The 20,219-nt window shown below is 44.0% G+C and carries 15 protein-coding genes; 8 read left to right on the forward strand and 7 right to left on the reverse strand.

Annotated elements, in window-relative coordinates:
• Positions 1 to 2: 2 nt before the first annotated feature.
• The 4 genes from proW to L3V23_RS05675 all read left to right on the forward strand — a co-directional run bounded on the left by proW (position 3) and on the right by L3V23_RS05675 (position 4,323).
• Positions 3 to 1,121 (forward strand): glycine betaine/L-proline ABC transporter permease ProW, encoded by a 1,119-nt coding sequence (gene proW, locus L3V23_RS05660; protein WP_237292019.1) that lies wholly within the window; start codon positions 3 to 5, stop codon positions 1,119 to 1,121.
• On the forward strand, positions 1,118 to 2,125 hold the full coding sequence (gene proX / locus L3V23_RS05665) for a glycine betaine/L-proline ABC transporter substrate-binding protein ProX (RefSeq protein ID WP_237292020.1): 1,008 nt from the start codon (positions 1,118 to 1,120) through the stop codon (positions 2,123 to 2,125). The genes proW and proX overlap by 4 nt, the downstream gene beginning before the upstream one ends.
• A 97-nt stretch (positions 2,126 to 2,222) precedes the next feature.
• Positions 2,223 to 2,705 (forward strand): MarR family transcriptional regulator, encoded by a 483-nt coding sequence (locus L3V23_RS05670; protein ID WP_042480960.1) that lies wholly within the window; start codon positions 2,223 to 2,225, stop codon positions 2,703 to 2,705.
• A gap of 268 nt (positions 2,706 to 2,973) precedes the next feature.
• Positions 2,974 to 4,323 carry a magnesium transporter gene (locus L3V23_RS05675; RefSeq protein WP_237292021.1) on the forward strand — a complete coding sequence of 450 codons (1,350 nt, stop codon included), beginning with the start codon at positions 2,974 to 2,976 and terminating at the stop codon, positions 4,321 to 4,323.
• A gap of 100 nt (positions 4,324 to 4,423) precedes the next feature.
• Here L3V23_RS05675 and L3V23_RS05680 read toward each other — a convergent pair whose 3' ends face one another.
• The 3 genes from L3V23_RS05680 to L3V23_RS05690 all read right to left on the reverse strand — a co-directional run bounded on the left by L3V23_RS05680 (position 4,424) and on the right by L3V23_RS05690 (position 7,273).
• The gene (locus L3V23_RS05680) at positions 4,424 to 5,854 is read right to left on the reverse strand and encodes a PepSY domain-containing protein (protein WP_237292022.1); all 1,431 of its coding nucleotides are present in this window, start codon (positions 5,852 to 5,854) and stop codon (positions 4,424 to 4,426) included.
• Between the two features lie 226 nt (positions 5,855 to 6,080).
• Positions 6,081 to 6,467 (reverse strand): cytochrome b562, encoded by a 387-nt coding sequence (locus tag L3V23_RS05685; RefSeq protein WP_042480968.1) that lies wholly within the window; start codon positions 6,465 to 6,467, stop codon positions 6,081 to 6,083.
• Positions 6,468 to 6,523: 56 nt separating this feature from the next.
• Positions 6,524 to 7,273, reverse strand: a complete 750-nt coding sequence (locus L3V23_RS05690; RefSeq protein WP_237292023.1) for a phosphatase — start codon at positions 7,271 to 7,273, stop codon at positions 6,524 to 6,526.
• A gap of 275 nt (positions 7,274 to 7,548) precedes the next feature.
• On the opposite strand from L3V23_RS05690, the gene L3V23_RS05695 reads away from it, so the two are divergent.
• The 4 genes from L3V23_RS05695 to gnd all read left to right on the forward strand — a co-directional run bounded on the left by L3V23_RS05695 (position 7,549) and on the right by gnd (position 14,458).
• On the forward strand, positions 7,549 to 10,422 hold the full coding sequence (locus L3V23_RS05695; protein ID WP_237292024.1) for an HD domain-containing phosphohydrolase: 2,874 nt from the start codon (positions 7,549 to 7,551) through the stop codon (positions 10,420 to 10,422).
• 358 nt (positions 10,423 to 10,780) lie between these two features.
• Positions 10,781 to 12,283, forward strand: coding sequence for a glucose-6-phosphate dehydrogenase (zwf, locus tag L3V23_RS05700; RefSeq protein WP_237292025.1), 1,503 nt, complete (start codon positions 10,781 to 10,783; stop codon positions 12,281 to 12,283).
• Positions 12,280 to 12,996, forward strand: coding sequence for a 6-phosphogluconolactonase (gene pgl, locus L3V23_RS05705; RefSeq protein ID WP_237292026.1), 717 nt, complete (start codon positions 12,280 to 12,282; stop codon positions 12,994 to 12,996). The genes zwf and pgl overlap by 4 nt, the downstream gene beginning before the upstream one ends.
• A 13-nt stretch (positions 12,997 to 13,009) precedes the next feature.
• Entirely contained in the window at positions 13,010 to 14,458 is a 1,449-nt protein-coding gene (gene gnd, locus L3V23_RS05710; protein ID WP_237292027.1) for a decarboxylating NADP(+)-dependent phosphogluconate dehydrogenase, read from the forward strand.
• A gap of 65 nt (positions 14,459 to 14,523) precedes the next feature.
• Here the strand turns inward: gnd and L3V23_RS05715 are convergent, their stop codons facing one another.
• The 4 genes from L3V23_RS05715 to L3V23_RS05730 form a co-directional block, all read right to left on the reverse strand.
• On the reverse strand, positions 14,524 to 14,829 hold the full coding sequence (locus tag L3V23_RS05715) for a hypothetical protein (RefSeq protein WP_042480984.1): 306 nt from the start codon (positions 14,827 to 14,829) through the stop codon (positions 14,524 to 14,526).
• A gap of 169 nt (positions 14,830 to 14,998) precedes the next feature.
• Positions 14,999 to 16,741 carry a methyl-accepting chemotaxis protein gene (locus L3V23_RS05720; RefSeq protein WP_042480988.1) on the reverse strand — a complete coding sequence of 581 codons (1,743 nt, stop codon included), beginning with the start codon at positions 16,739 to 16,741 and terminating at the stop codon, positions 14,999 to 15,001.
• A 437-nt stretch (positions 16,742 to 17,178) separates the two neighbouring features.
• Positions 17,179 to 18,921, reverse strand: coding sequence for a methyl-accepting chemotaxis protein (locus tag L3V23_RS05725; protein WP_237292028.1), 1,743 nt, complete (start codon positions 18,919 to 18,921; stop codon positions 17,179 to 17,181).
• 212 nt (positions 18,922 to 19,133) lie between these two features.
• A complete protein-coding gene (locus L3V23_RS05730) occupies positions 19,134 to 19,979 on the reverse strand; it encodes a DUF6279 family lipoprotein (protein WP_146029418.1) in 846 nt (281 codons plus the stop codon).
• Positions 19,980 to 20,219: the final 240 nt, after the last annotated feature.

The raw sequence follows: 20,219 nt of genomic DNA on the forward strand, positions 1-20,219 counted from the left end.
ACATGGCTACAGAAAATGTTTCTAGCGCACCGGAAACAGCCGACCCGTGGGGAGCCGCTACGCAGTCAGCAACCGATGCAGCGAACAATGACCCTTGGTCAACGGCTACAAATGCATCCACTTCAGGCAATGATTGGCTTAATTCCGCGCAGGTGCAACCTGAGTCATTTGACTGGATGCATCCATTTAAAGACGCCATTATCCCATTTGATCACTGGGTTGAAACTGCACTTAATTGGCTTGTTACACATGGACGCCCGTTATTTCAAGCAGTCAGAGTACCCATAGATTTTATTTTGAGTTCATTCGAAGGTGCGCTGGTTACTACTCCAGCGCCGATCATGCTGCTCATTCTATTTCTATTGGCATGGCAGTTTGCAGGTCCGCGCTTAGGTATTAGCTCATTTTTATCACTGCTCGTCATCGGTTTTATCGGTGCGTGGGATGAAGCAATGGTCACGCTGGCCTTGGTAATGACGTCCGTCTTTTTCTGTCTGCTGATTGGATTGCCAATGGGCATATGGCTTGCCAGAAGTAATACAGCCGCCAAAGTCGTACGGCCAATTTTAGACGCGATGCAAACCACACCCGCATTCGTCTATTTAGTACCAATTGTGATGCTATTTGGTATCGGTAACGTACCGGGCGTCGTCGTGACAATTATCTTCGCCCTGCCCCCTATTGTTCGTTTAACCATATTGGGTATCCAGCAAGTGCCTGAAGAATTAATTGAGGCTGGACACGCTTTTGGTGCAAGCCCCAAGCAGATGCTTTATCGCATCCAGTTACCATTAGCAATGCCAACCATTATGGCGGGTATCAACCAGACACTGATGTTGTCGCTTTCTATGGTGGTGATTGCCTCGATGATCGCTGTAGGCGGGCTGGGACAAATGGTACTACGCGGTATCGGTCGCTTAGATATGGGACTGGCTGCGGTAGGTGGCTTAGGCATTGTGATACTCGCCATTCTGCTCGATCGAATCACGCAAAAAGTGGGTAACGAGAGCCACGATACAAAAACTCGTTGGTATCAAAAAGGCCCAGCGTCTTTTGTATACCGCATTAAGCAGAAACTCACACATACCGAAGGAAACAAAAAACTAGGAGAACAGAAATGAAATTAACATGGAAGACTTTGTTAACCAGCAGTATTGCAATGAGTTCAATTATGAGCGCATCCGCATACGCGGCGTCATTACCTGGTGAAGGTATTTCAGTCCAACCAGTACAATCGACAGTAGCGGAAGAAACGTTCCAAACCTTAATCGTTAACAAAGCCATGGAAGCGCTCGGATACGAAGTTAAGCCGACCAAAGAAGTGGACTACAACGTTGGTTACACCTCTATTGCGGAAGGTGATGCGACTTACCTAGCCGTTAACTGGGCACCGCTACATGATGACAAATTTAAAGCTTCCGGCGGTTACGACAAGTTCTATCGTAAAGGTGAATATATCTCAGGTGCTGCTCAAGGTTATCTGATTGATAAGAAAACCGCTGAAAAATACAACATCACCAATATTGAACAACTGAAAGATCCAAAAATTGCCAAGCTGTTTGATGCCAATGATGATGGAAAAGCAGACCTAACAGGCTGTAACCCAGGCTGGGGCTGTGAAAGTGTTATTGAACACCAACTTGATGCCTTTGGCCTAAGAGACACCATCACGCATAACCAAGGTAACTACGCTGCAATCATTGCTGATACCATCTCGCGCTATAAAAAAGGCGATTCCATTTTGTATTACACATGGACTCCATACTGGGTAAGTGGCGTATTGGTTCCGGGTAAAGATGTAGTATGGCTAGAAGTACCTTACTCTTCACTTCCGGGTAATCGAGCAAACGTTGATACCGCCTTACCAAATGGTAAAAACTATGGCTTCGAAATGAACTCAATGAAGATCGTTGCAAACAAGAAATTTGCTGAAGAGAACCCAGCAGCAGCGAAATTGTTTGAAATCATGAAGCTGAACATCAACGACGTCAGTGCTGAAAACATGATGATGAGTCAAGGTCATAACTCAGCGAAAGACATCGAAGCACATGCGAATGGTTGGATCAAAGCGAACCAAAAAACGTTCGATTTATGGATTGAGACAGCTAAAAAAGCCGCGATGTAATGAAGCGCTATAAAAATAGAGTTAACTGATTCTATTCGTCTGTGGGGTTGCTGTCATTCAGTAACCCCCCTTTTAAAACACGGCTTAGGAGGTTTACTTGAGTACCCACGATGAAGTGTTGATATCGATAAGGCAAATTGTTCGCGCAATAGATCTGCATTCAAAGCAATTGAATAAGAATTTTGGTTTAACCAGTCCTCAATTACTGTTGATGCGGACTATTCAATCATCGCCAAAAATGACGCTCCGTCAGCTCTCTAACAACAGCAACATGAGCCAAGCAACGGCTACCAGTATCCTTGATCGACTGGAAAAACGAGGCTTTATCAAGAGAGAGCGCGACACAAAAGACAAACGTAAAGTACATGCGGTTATCACAGCCGAAGGTGAACAAGTTTTAGAACAAGCGCCACAGTTACTACAAGATAATTTCATTGAGCAATTTCAAGCATTAGATCAATGGGAGCAAACGCAAATTCTATCGTCTCTCCAACGTGTTTCTCGCATGATGAACACTCCGGATATTTCACCCGAAGATTTGATACTTGCCATTGATCCTGAGGGTATCCATTTTTCTTAACACTGCGGAAATAGGAACTGCTTGCTAGCTTTTTGTAACATATTCACCTTTAAGCCCATTTTTTAAGCACTTACAGAAAAATATATACCGAACGCCCCTCGAAAATAGCCATGCATTTAAAAAGAATTATGGTAAGTTAACCACGCTAGGAGCATGGCGCTATATTCATACATATCTATAAATACAAAAGCCAACCCTAACAATACGTTGCCAACTTTACCTCGGCATCAATAATATATTTACAACCTTGGCTAATCGGAGTTACACGTTGAGCGAATATCAAGACTTAGCACAACACATTGAAATGCTGGCGAAAGCAGATGATGACCAGCAGCAAATTAGCCTTCTAAATGAACTGGTCGAAAACGTTCTGGATTCAGGCTCCATCGCGCTTATTCTCGAAGCATTCCCCGTTGATCAGCGTGTTCGAATGTGGCGTAGTCTGCCACTGGAAATGCACATTGATGTATTAACAGAAATGCGTGCGGATGTACGTGTTTCCGTTATTAAAAGCCTTTCTGACACAGAGCTAAAACTAACACTAGCAAAGCTGGATAACTTATCTCTTATCGAATGGGAAGACTCACTTCCTGACGATATTGTTACCGAAGCTCTGCGTTTAATCAGCCGCGACGAACTTGAACTCTATGACCAAGCAAACGAATTTGGTGATGATGAGATTGGTCACTGGGCGGACAGAAAAGTCTACACCCTGCCATTTAGCATTACCGTTGCCCGTGCAAAAATGCTGTTGGATAAGTACCACTATGAGTCGCCACAGTATATTTTTCTGATCAACAAAAAGAAGAAGTTCATTGGTATCGTCACCTATACCGACATTCTACTTGCTGACAGCGCAGAAAGAATAAAGACTCTCGTGCTGGAAGATACCTCAGTGATCAATGCGCATTTAACGCTTGCCGAAGGTGTAGAAGCTCTGGAGCACTCAACACAGTCACTTGTTCCAGTGGTCAATGATGACGGTACTTTAGTGGGTATTATCGATTGGCAGTTTGCACTGGGCACTCAACGCGAAATTTACGAAGCCCGATTGATGGCGGGTACCGGTATGGATGAAGGCGATGACCTTTTCGCCCCTATTGTTCGAAGCTCAAAGCGACGCGGCGTTTGGTTAGGCATAAACTTAATCACAGCCATTTTTGCGTCGATTACCATTGGCTTGTTTGAAGATGTTATCTCTGAAGTAGTTGCACTGGCCGTGCTGATGCCGATTGTCGCATCTATGGGTGGTATAGCTGGAAGCCAGACACTGACACTTATGGTTCGCGCTATGGCGCTCAATCAGATCACCGTTGGTAACCGTCTCGCCTTACTCAAAAATGAAGTAGGAATCGGCTCAATCAACGGCTTACTCTGGGCGCTAATAATCGGTGCAATTGCAGCGTTATGGTTCCAGTCACCTCTGATTGGCGGCACGATTGCTCTGGCGATTGTGGTGAACATAGTCACGGCGGCTTTTTTCGGTGTAATTATTCCAATTATCCTCGACAAGTTTGAACTAGACCCTGCACTGGCAGGCTCCGTGATATTAACCACAGTCACTGACGTGGTTGGCTTCTTTGCTTTCTTAGGCACCGCAAGCCTTGTGATGCTGTAATTTCATCACTGCACAAATGCAAAAAGGTCAGAACACTCTGACCTTTTTTTTCACCCATTTTCCGCTGAGTATTTTAACTTAGGAGCAAAGCTAGTTCACTTTAACGCAAAGCTAAACGCAGCTTTTCTACCCTGCTGAACAACAGCCAGTCCAACATCAATGTGATGACGATAGTGATGCCACCCAAAGGGAAAAGGACGGCCAGTAATATCAGAGTGACCAAGCCTGCCTTCCAAATACCTGATGCAGCAAACCGAGGCGGCACGCCTAAAGCTGAGCTACCTGACGGCCTGCGAATCCACCACATCACAATACCTGTCAGGGCAATAGCGATAAACGCCAGACAAAAGAACACGTTTAAACCTTTGTTTAAGCGACTTAAATCGCCTTGGTGCAATGACACGCCAGCGGCCATCGCTTTGGCGTAAAGAGTGTAATCAGCCCAAGTGACATCCACCAGCAAATTGCCAGTGTATTGATCAAAGTGAGAAGTGCGATCGTTTCGCGGGTCTGTGATATCGCCGGCCATAGTATTAGCAGCAACCGTGTACACCCCTTTCTCTCCATTGGGAAAATAAACACGGTATTGAGTAAAACCGAGCTGTTCTGCTTTAGCGACAATCTTATCCACGTTGATAGAACCGTGAGCCATTTCAGGCATCTCCATGTTCATTGCAGAGTGATCATGTGCAGCCGTAGACTCTGGCATTGGTGCTTGCTCTAGGTTCCATGGCATCTCTTCTTCAGCGCCATGATTAAGACTGGCGTGAGTCAATGTCGACTGTGGTTTTTCACCCCACGTGTAGTAAGTCGGGAAAGTATTCCACGCCTGAACTAATGTTTTCCCCCAGATACCTGTCCAAGAAAGTCCCGATATGAGGAAAAACAGCAGCACAACAGACAGTACTCCGCCAAGGTTTGCGTGCAAGTCACGCATAAACACTCTCGTGCCTTGAGTCATTCTCAGCTTGAGAAATCCGGCTTTAGATGCGTTGTCACGTGGCCACCACAAGTACAAACCTGTCACTAGCAGGAGCAAACCCAAACTGGCTGCGACTTCAATTAAATAGTCCCCTAGGTCACCCATCAATAAGGTGGCATGAATTTCATTGGCCAGCGAATACCAGCTTTCGCTTCTATCAATAGTACCGAGAACTTGTCCAGAATATGGGTCTACCATTGCGAAAAGATTGATCCCATCCGGCGTGCGTACCGAAACCTTATTCGCCAGATCATCAGCCTGCGAGGGAATAAACTGAGTAACAACATAATCTGGGTAACGCTGCTGCACCGCCGTAACTTGTGCCGATACCGCCAATTCATGATGTTGTGGGGTTACGATTAATAAATCGTGATAGCGGGCTTGTTCAATTTCATCATCGAACAACATCACTAAGCCTGTCAGAGATAAAATCAGAATAAATGGGATAACAAAAAGACCAGCATAAAAATGCCAGCGCCAAGTCATGAAATAAAGTGATTTTGCCCGAGAAGTCGCTTGGGGCTGAGGAGGTGTTGAGTTTCTCAACATGAGCTTTCCTTTTTGTGTAACGCACCTAGATAGAGTGCCTGAAGAGTGACTTTTATTGATTATTAGAATGATTCTTTTATGGGCGCGTACTATACCAGCCACAGTCAGAAATAACATCGATAATACATATCATTTACAACACGGCTTCTTGGACACAAAAAAGGTAGCCATTTGGCTACCTTCGATATTCTCATCTGATGCTGTTGAGCATACTAATCTGTGGCTATTAGCCAAACAAACGCTGCCAAATACTTGGGTTGCGTTTGTCATGGTACTCCTCACGAAGACCATCGATTTGTTTCAATGACTCTTTTGCTGCTTCGAACTGACCCGCTTGAAGATCAGTTTCAATCTTCTCTAGAGCAACCGTCAGCTTGTTGAAGCCTTCAAGATAGATGTCTTTCTTTTCAGGTGGGTAATCGCCCTGCTTCGCCTGTTCTACCAGTTGGTTTAAGTCGATGATTGGTTGCTGCATCTCTTCAATAGTCTGAGCCTGCGCAGCTTGTTTGAATGTTTGCTTCATCTGCTTCATTGTCGCTTTAAGATCAAAGTCAGCAGCAAACAGTTGAGTTGACAGCAACAACCCTAGGCCAATGGTTAATAGTTTTTTCATTTACTTTCTCTTCCGTGTTCGCCTTACTTTTTTACAGTAAGCCAGAATCGTTATTGTTATTTATACCAGTCCGCAAACTCTTCTATTGGCTCTCTTCCTCGAAGTGCCAAAAAGTTTAGGAACTGCTGTGCACTATGAGTAATTACTTGCTTGGAATCAACACCAACATTGTTAAGAAGTTGTTCCGCTTTCGTCAGTACGCCGACATCTTGGCAAAAATGAGCATCACTACCGGTTGTTATCCAAGCGCCTAGTCGTTTTGCAACTTCCGCGATTCGATAACAGCGATCGACGCTGCCTACTCGGCTGTGACCTTTTAGAGTGCTGTTATTGATTTCAATTGCCACGTTGTGCTCAACCGCACAAGCAATCACGGTTTCAAAATCAAAATCGTAGTTTGGATTACCCAAGTGACCTAAAGCGTCAACACGTCCACCTTTGATAACATTGAGCAGTGCTTGAGTATGATCTTCTTTGCTAGAAGGTCTAAAAACCGCTTCATGAAAACTGGCAATTACCCAATCCAACTTTTCATCTAACGTAGGATGAATATCCACTTCGCCTTCAACGTTCATAATGTTGGATTCAATACCGCGAATAATTGCCACCCCTTCTAGAAAACGCGGAACAACACGTTGGTTGGCAAAGAACCAATAATGAGGCGCACCGGGCATAGTTTCAGCGTGGTCAGTCATACAAAACATGGCGAGATTGTTCTGCTTCGCCAGTTTGGCATTTTCAATCAGGGTACTGTATGCGTGACCGCTAGCGTAAGTGTGGGTATGGGTATCTACTTCGAGTTTCATTTTTCTTTCCTTACATCACGATATACGCAGTGTATCAGTCCCACTATGAACTACAACCGTACAGCATAAGTAAAACTAGATGAATATCAGCCCACACCTGATTCCAAGCCAGATTGATGGTCATTTACCTTGTACTTATGGCTAGAGATTACCGACAAAAAGACTAATAAGTTAATGATTTTGTGAAATTTTCAACACCAATTTTTGCGGATATTTTTTTGCAACTTTTCTAAGTTCGACAATACTTATACAACCAATTGTTGAAGGGATTCTGCATGAAGCGCCGCTACTCACTCAGTATTCACATTAGTTCTCTTTTTTTCATATTAACGGCTATTGTAGGAGCGGTACTGATTAGCATCAGCTCTCAACATGCAAAGCAGTTACTTAGTGGCAGCGCTCAAGAGTTGAGTCAGGAAAACAGCCGCAAACTGGAGTCCATCTTTCAAAGAAGCATCGCGCCTATCTTTTCCACATTGGATTTCATGGCTTACAGCAGTTTTATCGATGAAAACAAACCACCTTCCGAACAAGCACGTTGGCTTTCCTCGATGCGCTTATTGTTCGAACGCCAACCCAGTTTAGTCGCCCTATATTTTGGTAATGAAGATGGCGATTTCACCATAGTTCGCCCCTTGTTTGACAACCAATCCAGAGAGCGCGTCAACGCACCAGACACCGCCCGCCTATTTATTAACTACACCAAGATGGATGGTACCAACAAGTTTATTTTCTTCGACCAAAACCTAGCGCAAGTGGGTCATGTTGATCACCAAGGCAACCAGTTCGATCCACGAACACGCCCTTGGTACACCTCTGCGGAAGAAGACGATGTTATTCGCTTAACAGAACCTTATGTGTTCTATCTGTTTCAAACGCCAGGTGTCACACTGTCACGTCGCTCTGCGGATGGCAACAAGGTAGTCGGTGCTGATTTTACGCTGGATTCGCTATCACAAGAGCTTTCGCATATCGGCTTCTCACAAAACGCTAAGTTAGCGCTTTTTGATCATCAGTTCCGAGTATTAGCCCAACACAATACTTCATTAAGCCTGACTGATGACGAACAAACGACTCAGCAGAAATTAAACAGTAGTATTTTCACTCCTGTTGCTAATCGAATCAGTAGCTCAACGTTATATGAAACGGTAGAACGAGATGGTAAATCGTGGTCTGTTACTCTGACGCCTGTCGCTTTAAGTCCAAGTATTCATTTGCTTCTAGCCGATGCTACTCCACAGGATGATTTGATTGCCAGCTTGCTTTCAATGCGAAACAAACAACTGCAAGCGGCTTTTGGCTTGATGGTGATATGTTTTACAGCGGTCTGGATTATCTCTGCTCGCCTTGCCAAACCTCTCGTGAATTTGATGGAGCTGACTGACAATATTACTCGTTTCGAGTTTAAGAAGACTCGTTACCCGAAAAGTATTATTAAGGAGGTAGCAAACCTCACCAAGTCGATAGAATTGATGGAACATACGTTACACGATTTACTGCGGCTTCTTCGCGATACTGCGTCGAATCAGGAATTTAGCGTATTAGCAAAAACCATCACCCATCAGAGCTATCTTGTCACTCGCGCCGAGACGATTCAGCTTTACACCTATTCTCCTGAGGAAGCGACATTCACCAACGTCGCAGACCACGCGATTATTCCATTTAAGATCGATCTCAATTCATTGATCAATGGCACACCGTGGCTAATGGCTGAGCTTAATAAAGGTGAAACGGTTCACTTAACTCGAAACGACAATATTTTGAAAAAGCATCAGGATTATCTGTACAACTCAGATATCTATTTCTTCCCGCTGCTCAACCGTCAAAAACAGTTAGTCGGCGTATTGAATTTGGGGTACGAGCGTGCGATTACCTCAGAGCAATATGACAAGCACGCCTTCTTACGCGAACTTTTAAGCTTTGCCGAAATTGCTAAAGACAACATCGACAAGATTCAACAACAAAAAGACATGTTGAATGCATTCGTCACTCTAATAGCATCCGCCATCGATACCAAATCTCCGTACACAGGTGGTCACTGCCAACGTGTCCCTGCGCTGACCAAGATGCTGGCAGAAATAGCAGACAAAGATACTCACTATTACCGCAATTTCTCAATGACTAAACAGCAGTGGGAAGAACTCGACCTAGCAGCTTGGCTACACGACTGCGGTAAAGTGACCACGCCGGAATACGTAGTGGACAAAGCAACAAAGCTCGAAACCATTTACGACCGAATACACGAAGTTCGTATGCGTTTTGAATTACTGAAAACACAGGCCGAAGCGGATTACTGGCAAGGTGTTGCTCTGGGTGGCGATGAAAGCCAACTTAAAGCGACCTTAGCGCAGACTCATCACTCACTGGATGACGACTTTGCTTTCGTTGCTAAATGCAACATCGGCGGTGAATACATGTCTGACAATGACGTTGCCCGATTAGAAACCATAGCGCAGAAACAGTGGAAACGAACCCTTGATGATCAGTTGGGTATCTCTTGGATTGAGGCACAACGAGCAGGAGAAAAACAACCATTGCCCGTGATGGAAAACCTCATCGCAGACAAACAAGTTCACCAAGTAAAATGGCAAGCGAACAACAACCCGAAAAACACATGGCAGGAACCTTTTGTTCTTCAACCGGGAGAATACCAATACAACCGTGGTGAGTTATACAACCTCTCGATTCGCGGTGGCACATTAAATAACGAAGAACGCTTTATGATTAATGACCACATAGTGCAAACCATTACCATGTTGCAGCGTTTACCCTACCCTGAACATCTCAAAAATGTTCCTGACATTGCAGGTGGTCACCATGAGCGTATGGATGGTAAAGGGTATCCAAGAGGCTTACACGAGGAAGAACTTTCGGTTCAGGCAAGAGTCATGGCTATCGCAGACGTATTTGAAGCGTTAACCTCCAATGACAGGCCTTACAAACAGGCCAAAACCATTGATGAGTCAATCTCGATCATGACCAGAATGGCGACCTCAGGACATATCGACCCGAAACTTTATCTGCTCTTCCTAGAACAGGATGTGTACCAGAAATACGCCGACATGTTCTTGGAAAAATTCCAGCACAGTGACATCGACAAAGAAGAACACATAAAAACTGTGAAAGCGTATATGAAACAGCAATTCTAAACCGGTTAATAGAGTCACATATTCTGGCTCTATTACCGACAAAAAATGAATTTATGGTTACGAATCGAACAAAAGTTAATCGATTGCGCGAACAATAGTTGATGTACGTCAAATTGTCGTAGACAATACCGACCTCGCGTTGGTTTGAAGTCACATTTTGACCCCAAATCAGCCATGTCCCGATGTCCAATGTAAAATAATGACATTGAGTACAAAGGGCGTTTCGGTTTTTCTAATTACAGAAATAGACAAAACCAATTACTTATTTGTGCATTGCGCTGCTAGGGTAAGCCATTGCTAAATATACCCAAACAACTCCATTGGTTTTTGGGCACACCTAGTTTCTAAGGGAAAGAAGATGTTAATACCTGAAAACAGCAGCATCGTGATATTTGGTGCTTCGGGCGATTTAACCTACCGCAAGTTGATTCCTGCTTTATACCACCTATATGCAAGTAACCAACTGCCAAAATCCTTTGCAATCTTAGGCGTAAGTCGTACTGAATACAGTGACGACTCTTACCGAGAAAAATTGAAACGCTCGCTTCAAGAATTAGAGAAAACCGAACCTGAGATTCTTGATGCTTTTTGTGAATACATTCACTATCAAGCCATCAATACATCGGATGTCGAAGATTATGTAAAACTGAAAGATCGTTTAGACTCACTTTCAGACCAATACGCATTTGAACAACGTAATACCCTGTTCTATCTTGCTACTCCTCCTAGCCTTTATGGCGTGATCCCTTCTTGCCTTGCTGCTCACGGCTTAAACGATGAAAAAGATGGTTGGAAACGTCTGATCATCGAAAAACCATTTGGCTACGATTTAAAATCAGCACAAGAACTGGATATTGAGATTCACCACTATTTCAAAGAACACCAAATCTACCGTATTGACCACTACCTAGGTAAAGAAACTGTTCAAAACCTACTCGTGTTCCGCTTTGCAAACGGTATGTTTGAGCCACTTTGGAACCGTAACTTTATTGATTACGTTGAAATCACAGGTGCTGAGTTCCTAGGTGTAGAAGAGCGCGGCGGTTACTACGACGGCTCTGGCGCAGTACGAGATATGTTCCAAAACCACTTGCTACAGGTATTAGCAATGATCGGTATGGAGCCTCCAGCAGCAATTAACGCAGATTCTATCCGTAACGAAGTGAACAAGGTTCTACAAAGCCTTCAGCCACTGTCTGAAGATGACTTGCGTAACAACCTAGTGCTTGGTCAGTACACGGAATCAGAAGTACGCGGTAAGTTCCTACCGGGTTACCGTAACGAACCGGGTGTTGCAGAAGATTCGCGTACAGAAACGTATGTCGCACTAAAAATGTTTATCAACAACTGGCGCTGGAATGGCATTCCTTTCTACGTGCGCAGTGGTAAACGTCTGCCGACTCGCGTGACTGAAGTGGTGATTCACTTTAAACGCACTCCTCACCCTGTATTTGGTAAAAATGCGCCTGAGAACAAACTGATCATCCGCATTCAGCCAGACGAAGGCATCCTGATGAGCTTCGGCCTGAAAGAGCCGGGCGCAGGCTTCAAAGCGAAAGAAGTGTCAATGAACTTCCATTACGCATCTTTAGAAGAAACTAAGATGCTGACTGCCTACGAGCGCTTATTACTAGACGCACTGAACGGTGACGCAACGCTGTTTGCTCGTACCGATGCGGTAGAAGCTTGTTGGAAGTTCGTTCAGCCAATTCTGGATTTCAAACAAGACCCGCAATCCCTATACGGATACGCATGTGGTACTTGGGGACCGAAAGAGTCTGATGACCTTCTAAATAACGACGGAAGAGCATGGCGTTTCCCATGCAAAAACCTTACTGACACGGATTACTGCGAACTATGATCAATTCAAAGATTTTTCAGACAGCTGAGCAGGTTGTTGAATCATTAGCCAACGAAATGCAGCGCTACAGTGAACAAGGCACACCAGTGCACATTTCACTGTCTGGCGGCAGCACACCTAAAATGCTGTTTAAGCTAATGGCAAGTGCACCTTATGCAGACGCTATTCAATGGCAAAACCTACACTTCTGGTGGGGAGATGAGCGTTGTGTGGCACCGGATGATGCTGAGAGCAACTACGGTGAAGCGAATGCGCTGCTATTTAGCAAAGTAAACCTGCCTGCAGAGAACATCCACCGTATTCGTGGTGAAGATGATCCACAAGCAGAAGCAGAACGTTTTGCAAAAGAGATGGCTGATGTTGTTCCATGTGAAAACGGCACTCCTGTTTTCGATTGGATTCTGCTTGGTGTTGGCGCTGACGGCCACACTGCGTCGCTATTTCCAAATGTAACCAACTACGATGATCCAAACCTTTCTTTGGTTGCGACTCATCCTGAATCTGGTCAACTTCGCATTTCAAAAACAGCGAAGGTTCTGGAAGCAGCAAAACGTATTAGTTACCTCGTTCTTGGTGCAGGTAAAACCGAGATCGTCAATGAAATTCACACTACTCCAGCCGCTGACCTGCCTTATCCAGCAGCTAAAGTACAGTCAAAGACTGGCGAAACCGAGTGGTATTTAGATTTAGACGCAGCAGCAAAGATTGCGTGAAGGAGAGAAACAAATGAAAGGTGATATCGGTGTAATCGGCCTGGCGGTTATGGGTCAAAACCTGATCCTAAACATGAACGACCACGGCTTCAAAGTGGTTGCTCACAACCGTACTGCGTCAAAAGTTGACGAGTTCCTAGAAGGTCCAGCGAAAGGCACTAACATCATTGGTGCGTACACTCTAGAAGAGCTAGTAGAGAAACTAGAAACTCCTCGCAAAGTGATGCTTATGGTTCGTGCGGGTTCAGTAGTTGACGCATTCATCGATCAACTAGTACCACTTCTAGACAAAGGCGACATCATTATCGATGGCGGTAACACTAACTACCCAGATACTAACCGTCGCGTTGCTGCGCTACGTGAAAAAGGTATCCACTTCATTGGTACTGGCGTTTCTGGTGGTGAAGAAGGTGCTCGTTTCGGACCTTCAATCATGCCTGGCGGCGCACCAGAAGCTTGGGAAGCGGTTAAGCCTATCTTCCAAGGTATCTCTGCAAAAACTGACGCTGGCGAGCCATGTTGTGACTGGGTTGGTAACGACGGTGCTGGTCACTTCGTTAAGATGGTACACAACGGTATCGAATACGGCGACATGCAGCTAATCACTGAAGCTTATCAGTTCATGAAAGACGGTCTTGGTATGTCTGCAGACGAGATGCAAGCTGTATTTGCTGATTGGGACAAGACTGAGCTAAACAGCTACCTAGTTGAAATCACAGCTGACATCCTTGGCTACAAAGATGAAGACGGTGAGCCACTTGTTGAGAAAATCCTAGACACTGCTGGCCAAAAAGGTACTGGTAAATGGACAGGTATCAACGCGCTAGACCTAGGTATCCCACTAACTCTAATCTCTGAGTCTGTATTCTCTCGTTGTCTATCTGCACTGAAAGACCAACGTGTTGAAGCTGAAAAACTGTTTGGTAAAACTATCACTCCAGTTGAAGGCGACAAACAAGAGTGGGTTGATGCACTACGTCAAGCTCTGCTTGCTTCTAAGATCATCTCTTACGCTCAAGGCTTCATGCTAATGCGCGAAGCATCAAACGAGAATGGCTGGGATCTAAACTACGGTAACGTAGCGCTAATGTGGCGTGGTGGTTGTATCATCCGCAGCGCATTCCTAGGCAATATCCGTGATGCATTCGAGAAGAACCCAGAACTAGCATTCCTAGGCTCTGACGAGTACTTCAAGAACATTCTACAAAGCAGCCTAGTGGCATGGCGTAAAGTAGCTTCTAAATCTCTAGAAGCAGGTATCCCAATGCCATGTATGACTTCAGCTCTAACGTTCCTAGACGGTTACACAACAGCTCGTCTACCAGCGAACCTGCTGCAAGCGCAACGTGACTACTTCGGTGCTCACACTTACGAGCGTACAGACCGTGCACGTGGTGAATTCTTCCACACTAACTGGACTGGTACAGGCGGCAACACTGCGTCTACTACTTACGACGTTTAATCGTTATAAGTGACCAAACAGAAAAGGGATGCTTGAGGCATCCCTTTTGTTTTCCTGATGTTGATTTAGTGCTTATGTTTATGGAATGAAGACTCTTCAACATACTTTTTCTTGTGGTGGCCTTTGCCCGGATGTTTTCCGTGTACAGGGTGGCTGCGATAATGATCTTCTTCAACCACTTTGACGACCTTAACCACTTTCACTGTTTCCACTTTTCTGTTGCGACAATCTCCTGTTTTTATTGAGACATCTTTGTTTGCAACAGAGACACAGCCTAATTCTATGTCTACCTGTGAATCCGACGCCTGAGCGTGAGTTGTCATTAATGTACCTAGCAGTACAAGCGGTGCAATTATCCCATATCGTTTCATATTGGTTCCTTTTGAGCTGATTCGTCACCAATTTAAACGTGTGTTAACAACTCACTCAATACGAAGTCGGCAACACTGACAATCATCTAACCTACCTTGAACATGGCATTGAAGAGCGGACAAAAAAAGAGCACCTATTGGTGCTCCTTATGACATTTGAAACAAATCATTAATGAACTTTAAACTGCCCCACCACTTGTGACAGATCGCTTGAAGTTCCACCGAGTTCACGGCTGATATTGTTGGTCTGCGCTGCGCTATCATTCAACTGACCAATTAGAGCCTGAATGGCAGCCATATTGCGGCTGACTTCTTCAGTCACATGGCTTTGCTGCTCAGCAGAGGTTGCCATTAATGTGTTCAAGTCGTTAATTTCTACCACGGATGTCGTCACTGTATTCAAGGACTCCATCACTTTGTGAGTGCTTTGCGATGTTGCTTCACAGCTCTTACGTGTGGTTTCCATCTTGCTCACGACATTTTCGGATGTGTTGTTGAGCTTAGACAGCATCTCATTAATCTGCCCTGTACTCTGCTGCGTACGAGCTGCCAGTGCGCGAACTTCGTCAGCTACCACGGCAAAACCACGACCTTGCTCACCTGCACGCGCGGCCTCTATCGCAGCGTTCAATGCCAACAGGTTAGTCTGCTCAGCAATATCACCAATCACCTGAAGTACAGTGCCAATCTGCTTGGTATCTTGATTCATCGCACTGATGGTGTTCGACATTTCTGCTACATCCGACTCCAATGCAGTTACGCTTTGTACCGCTTGATTAACCGTTTTCTTAGAATCGTTCGCATATGAGTTTGTCAGTTCTGTGAGCTTAGCTGCGTCTGATGCACTTTGAGCGATAGACCCTGCTGTTGCGCTCATTTCATCAATCGCTGTGATCACCTGTTCTGTCTCAATGGTATGCGCATTTAACATCTGCATGTTTGATTCAGACTGGCTGCTAAGGTGATTAACCGCAGAATCAATTTTCGATGATGAGCTAGAGACTTCAATAAACATTCCCTGAAGCTGTTCGATGAAACGGTTAATAGAAGTCGAAATCTGACCGATTTCATCATTCGATGTAACGCTCAAACGTTGAGTTAAATCACCGTTACCTTGTGAAAGGTCAGCTACAAGTTCTTTTAGACGCAGTAAAGGTTTGAATGCAAAGTGCAGCATTGCAACACTTAAACCGATAATGATCACGGCACAAATAAGTAGAGCCATTGTGATCTTCCAGTTCAAACTGTCAGTATTGGCTTGAATGTCATCAAGATCGATATAACCGTTCAACCTCCATGTCTGGCCAGCCAAATCAAAGTTGCGCTCAACAGGAATCAAGTTTTCACCGGTTTTATCAGTGAAAATGGTGACCTCATTTGAAGAAATCAGTTCCATGTAGCTGCCTGACAGCGAATAGGCTTCTAAAATTGGTTTTAATCCACTCAAATCAAGCGTGAAAAAGTTAGCAGAGCCGTCCATATGCTTAATTGAGATATTTAAACTTGGACGCCCTTCAATGATCGTCACTTCGCTCACCGTTGGTTCAGCGGTCAAGCCTTCTGCAAGTGTTATGTACTTTTGAGTTTCATCTTGTTCTAGTACTCTGCCCGTATCATCGAACGCATAGCTGCTTGCAAGACGCACAATATGAGAGAAACCAGCCGACTCTTTGGTGGTGCCGATATCCATCATGTTGAATTTAAGGCTTTTCGCCAGACTAAGCTTGTCGCGTAACTCACCTTCCAGTGTTCGGTTCACTAACTCAATGTTATGTTCAATTTTCTCTATATCTGACTGATAAATATAGGAACTGATAAAGTGGTTTACACTGAGAAACGAAACAAAAATGGTGATTGAAATTATGGCAACTATTAGCGATATAATTTTGTTTTTAAAGGAAAAACTCTTCATTATTCTTCGCGTCCTTCACAAAGTTTTTAGCTTACTGACCCCGATAAAATCAGTGAGCGAATGGTGAATAGAGTATTAATTATTATGCGGGTTCTCAGTTAACTGCTTGTTGGCTAGCACTTGGTATCGACTACCAAGCTGATTTTCTACTCTTTGACACAACAGTTCGAAGTGGGATTATTCCTACAACTTTACTAAGCCACGTTTATTATTCGGCACATTGTATCCAAACTTAATATGAAACAATGAGTATTAGTTCAAAATTGAGACAACATCGTTCGGTAAATGAGACTCCGGTCATATTTTTTTAGAGTTAAATCGCATTTTATTTAATACATCGTTTCATTTTTTATAGATATATTTTTCAACCTTACCGTTTCTACAAAAAAAGAGCACCATGTGGCGCTCTTTTTCAGTCATCTTGGGAACGACTATTTTCAGTGAACTTTGAACTGAGTAACGACGTCAGACAGATCCGTCGAAGTGCCTCTCAGTTCCTGACTAATGGTGTTTGTTTGTGAAGCGCTATTATTAAGCTCGCCGATTAACTCCTGAATCGTTGCCATATTGCGGCTGACTTCTTCAGTCACATGACTTTGCTGCTCAGCAGATGTTGCCATTAGCGTGTTCAAGTCGTTAATTTCAACCACAGATGTGGTCACTGTATTCAATGACTCCATCACCTTATGAGTGCTTTGCGAAGTTGCTTCACAGCTCCTACGCGTGGTTTCCATCTTACTCACGACATTTTCGGATGTGTTGTTGAGCTTAGACAGCATGTCGTTAATCTGCCCTGTGCTTTGCTGCGTACGAGCCGCCAGTGCTCGAACTTCGTCAGCAACTACGGCAAAACCGCGACCTTGTTCACCCGCACGCGCCGCTTCAATCGCAGCATTCAATGCCAACAAGTTAGTTTGTTCAGCGATATCACCAATCACCTGAAGTACCGAACCAATTTGCTTGGTATCTTGATTCATGGCACTGATGGTGTTCGCCATCTCAGCCACATCGGCTTCCAATGCGGTCACGCTTTGCACCGCTTGGTTTACGGTTTGTTTAGACTCATCTGCATAAGCGTTGGTCAATTCGGTAAGCTTGGCGGCGTCTGCGGCACTCTGTGCGATTGATCCTGCTGTTGCGCTCATTTCGTCTATCGCTGTGATCACCTGCTCGGTCTCAATGGTATGCGCATTTAACATCTGCATATTTGATTGGGACTGACTGCTGAGATGACTCACCGCAGTATCAATTTTGGATGATGAGCTGGACACTTCAATAAACATACCCTGAAGCTGTTCAATGAAGCGGTTAATAGAAGTCGAAATTTCGCCGATTTCGTCGTTCGAAGTGACACTTAAACGCTGAGTTAAATCTCCATTCCCTTGAGACAGATCAGCCACCAGTTCTTTAAGGCGCATTAGAGGTTTGAATGCGAAATTCAGCATTGGCACACTCAGACAGATAATGATTGCTGCAGAGATCAACAACGCCAGAGTGATTTCCCAGTTGAGACTGTCTGTGTTTGTTTGGATATTGTCTAAATCGATATAGCCATTCAACGACCAATTCTGGCCATCAATTGTGAACTGTTTTGAAACTGGAATGACGTTGTCACTCGATTTATCAGAGAAAATGGTGATTTGGTTTGCCGATATCAGTTCCATATAGCTGCCCGGCAATGAATAAGCTTCAATAACGTCTTTCAGGTTGCTAATGTCGAGAGTAAAGAAGTTTGCCGAACCATCATATTTTTTAAGTGAAATACGAACCGTTGGCTTTCCATCCACCATTTCAACATCACTCATCGTTGGCTCTTCCGTTAACTGTTCAGCTAACTTCAAGTAAGTTTCCGTTTGCTTATCATCAAGCGAGTTAGCAGTATCATCGAAAGCATAACCATTCGTTACCAACACAATGCTCGCAAAGCCTGTCGACTCTTTGGTGTCTGCAATATCCATCATGCTGAAATTGAGACTTTTCGTCAGTGTTAACTTTTCTTGCAATGCTCGTTCTAGCTGAGCGGTGACCAAATCAATATTGTGTTTGATTCTTGCCGTGTCTGACTCATAGATATAACCACTGATAAAGTGGTTCACACTCATATATGACACAAAAATGGTCACAGTAATAATGCTAGCAATCAACGCTATAATTTTGTTCTTAAAAGAAAAGTTTTTCATGTATATCAGTATCCCTACTACAAAATGACTAGCATTGTTTTGAATAATCAATGGATTAGGATTTATATGCGCTAGACCAGATTTACTTATTGTTACATTTGCCCGATGATTGTAACACCAATTGAGAATATTAATTAATAATGTTCTCAACACATTAGCCTAATGAATATAATCATTTTGAAGCCACCCAACGACACACCCGTAATAAAAACTCAGCGTTTGGCGGCATGGAGATCGCTGGCTAAACTTCGCCATTCAAAGACAGTCTCTTTAAAATGCTCGATCTGTTTGGGAGTAGAGAGGTGGACAATACTGAGTATGTATTCGTTTGATGCCTGTTCGTTGTAGTTGAGCTTTGCTTTGAGCACAGGGCTGTAGGACTCTTCTTGGGAAAAGAGAAGTTTCTGTAATCTCTGATTGAAATCAGTTTGGTTATGGCGTTGATTCAACAGTGATTGAATTTCGTTTCGTTGCGTCTTTTGAAACGCAATCCAATCATAGGTCGTTATTTGTAGAGCTTTCGCCCATTGTCCTGCTAATTGTTCTTGGTCAGCAGTTAGAGAACCTAACCACTGTTCCATACGATCAATAATTCGTTCTTCATACTTGGCTCTGGTTTCACTTTCATTCAAATCCGCATACTTATCGGCGTATTTTTGATGCCGCTTTGCTAACCCCTGCATAAATTCATCCACCTGTTTGTCTGACAAAGCGGTGGCTATTGGAAAAATACTCGGAAAGATTTGAGTCACTAAACTCTGGTAATGCTCATAAATCCAATCTCTGTGCTGTTGAAGCTGACCAAGAGTGAGAGTTTTAGGATTGAGCTCAAGCAGTTGATCAAACTGCACAATATAGTTGCTTAGCTCTTCCGTTTGATGCCATTGGCTGAGCGCATCAATTTGCGTTTTCACCAAACTTTCCTGCTGGTCTGTCAAAGTCACATAATCATCTAGGTACTCAAGAATAAACCAGTCCATATTATGGTAAACAAACTTGGTACTGCACCCGGCAATGAGTAGTACCGACATCAACAGCAGCGTTATCCTTTTCTTCATAACCACGTCCCTAGTCGTCCTTTCTGCCGCCAAGTCACTTTAAAAAACATCACCTCTAAAACATAGCTGTTCTAACACCAGATGCGAAGATGAAGATAGCTATATGGCCTTTTCTTGTTGAAAAACTAAACATTCAGGTATGCATATGCGAAGCACAACACTGAACGTAATCAACTGATTTTTAAACTTGCATACGCAATGAGTCAATTATTGCGACAACTCTTTTTCTAAAATTAAATG

The organism is Vibrio sp. A1-b2 (assembly GCF_021726015.1).
Lineage (GTDB): Bacteria > Pseudomonadota > Gammaproteobacteria > Enterobacterales > Vibrionaceae > Vibrio > Vibrio diazotrophicus.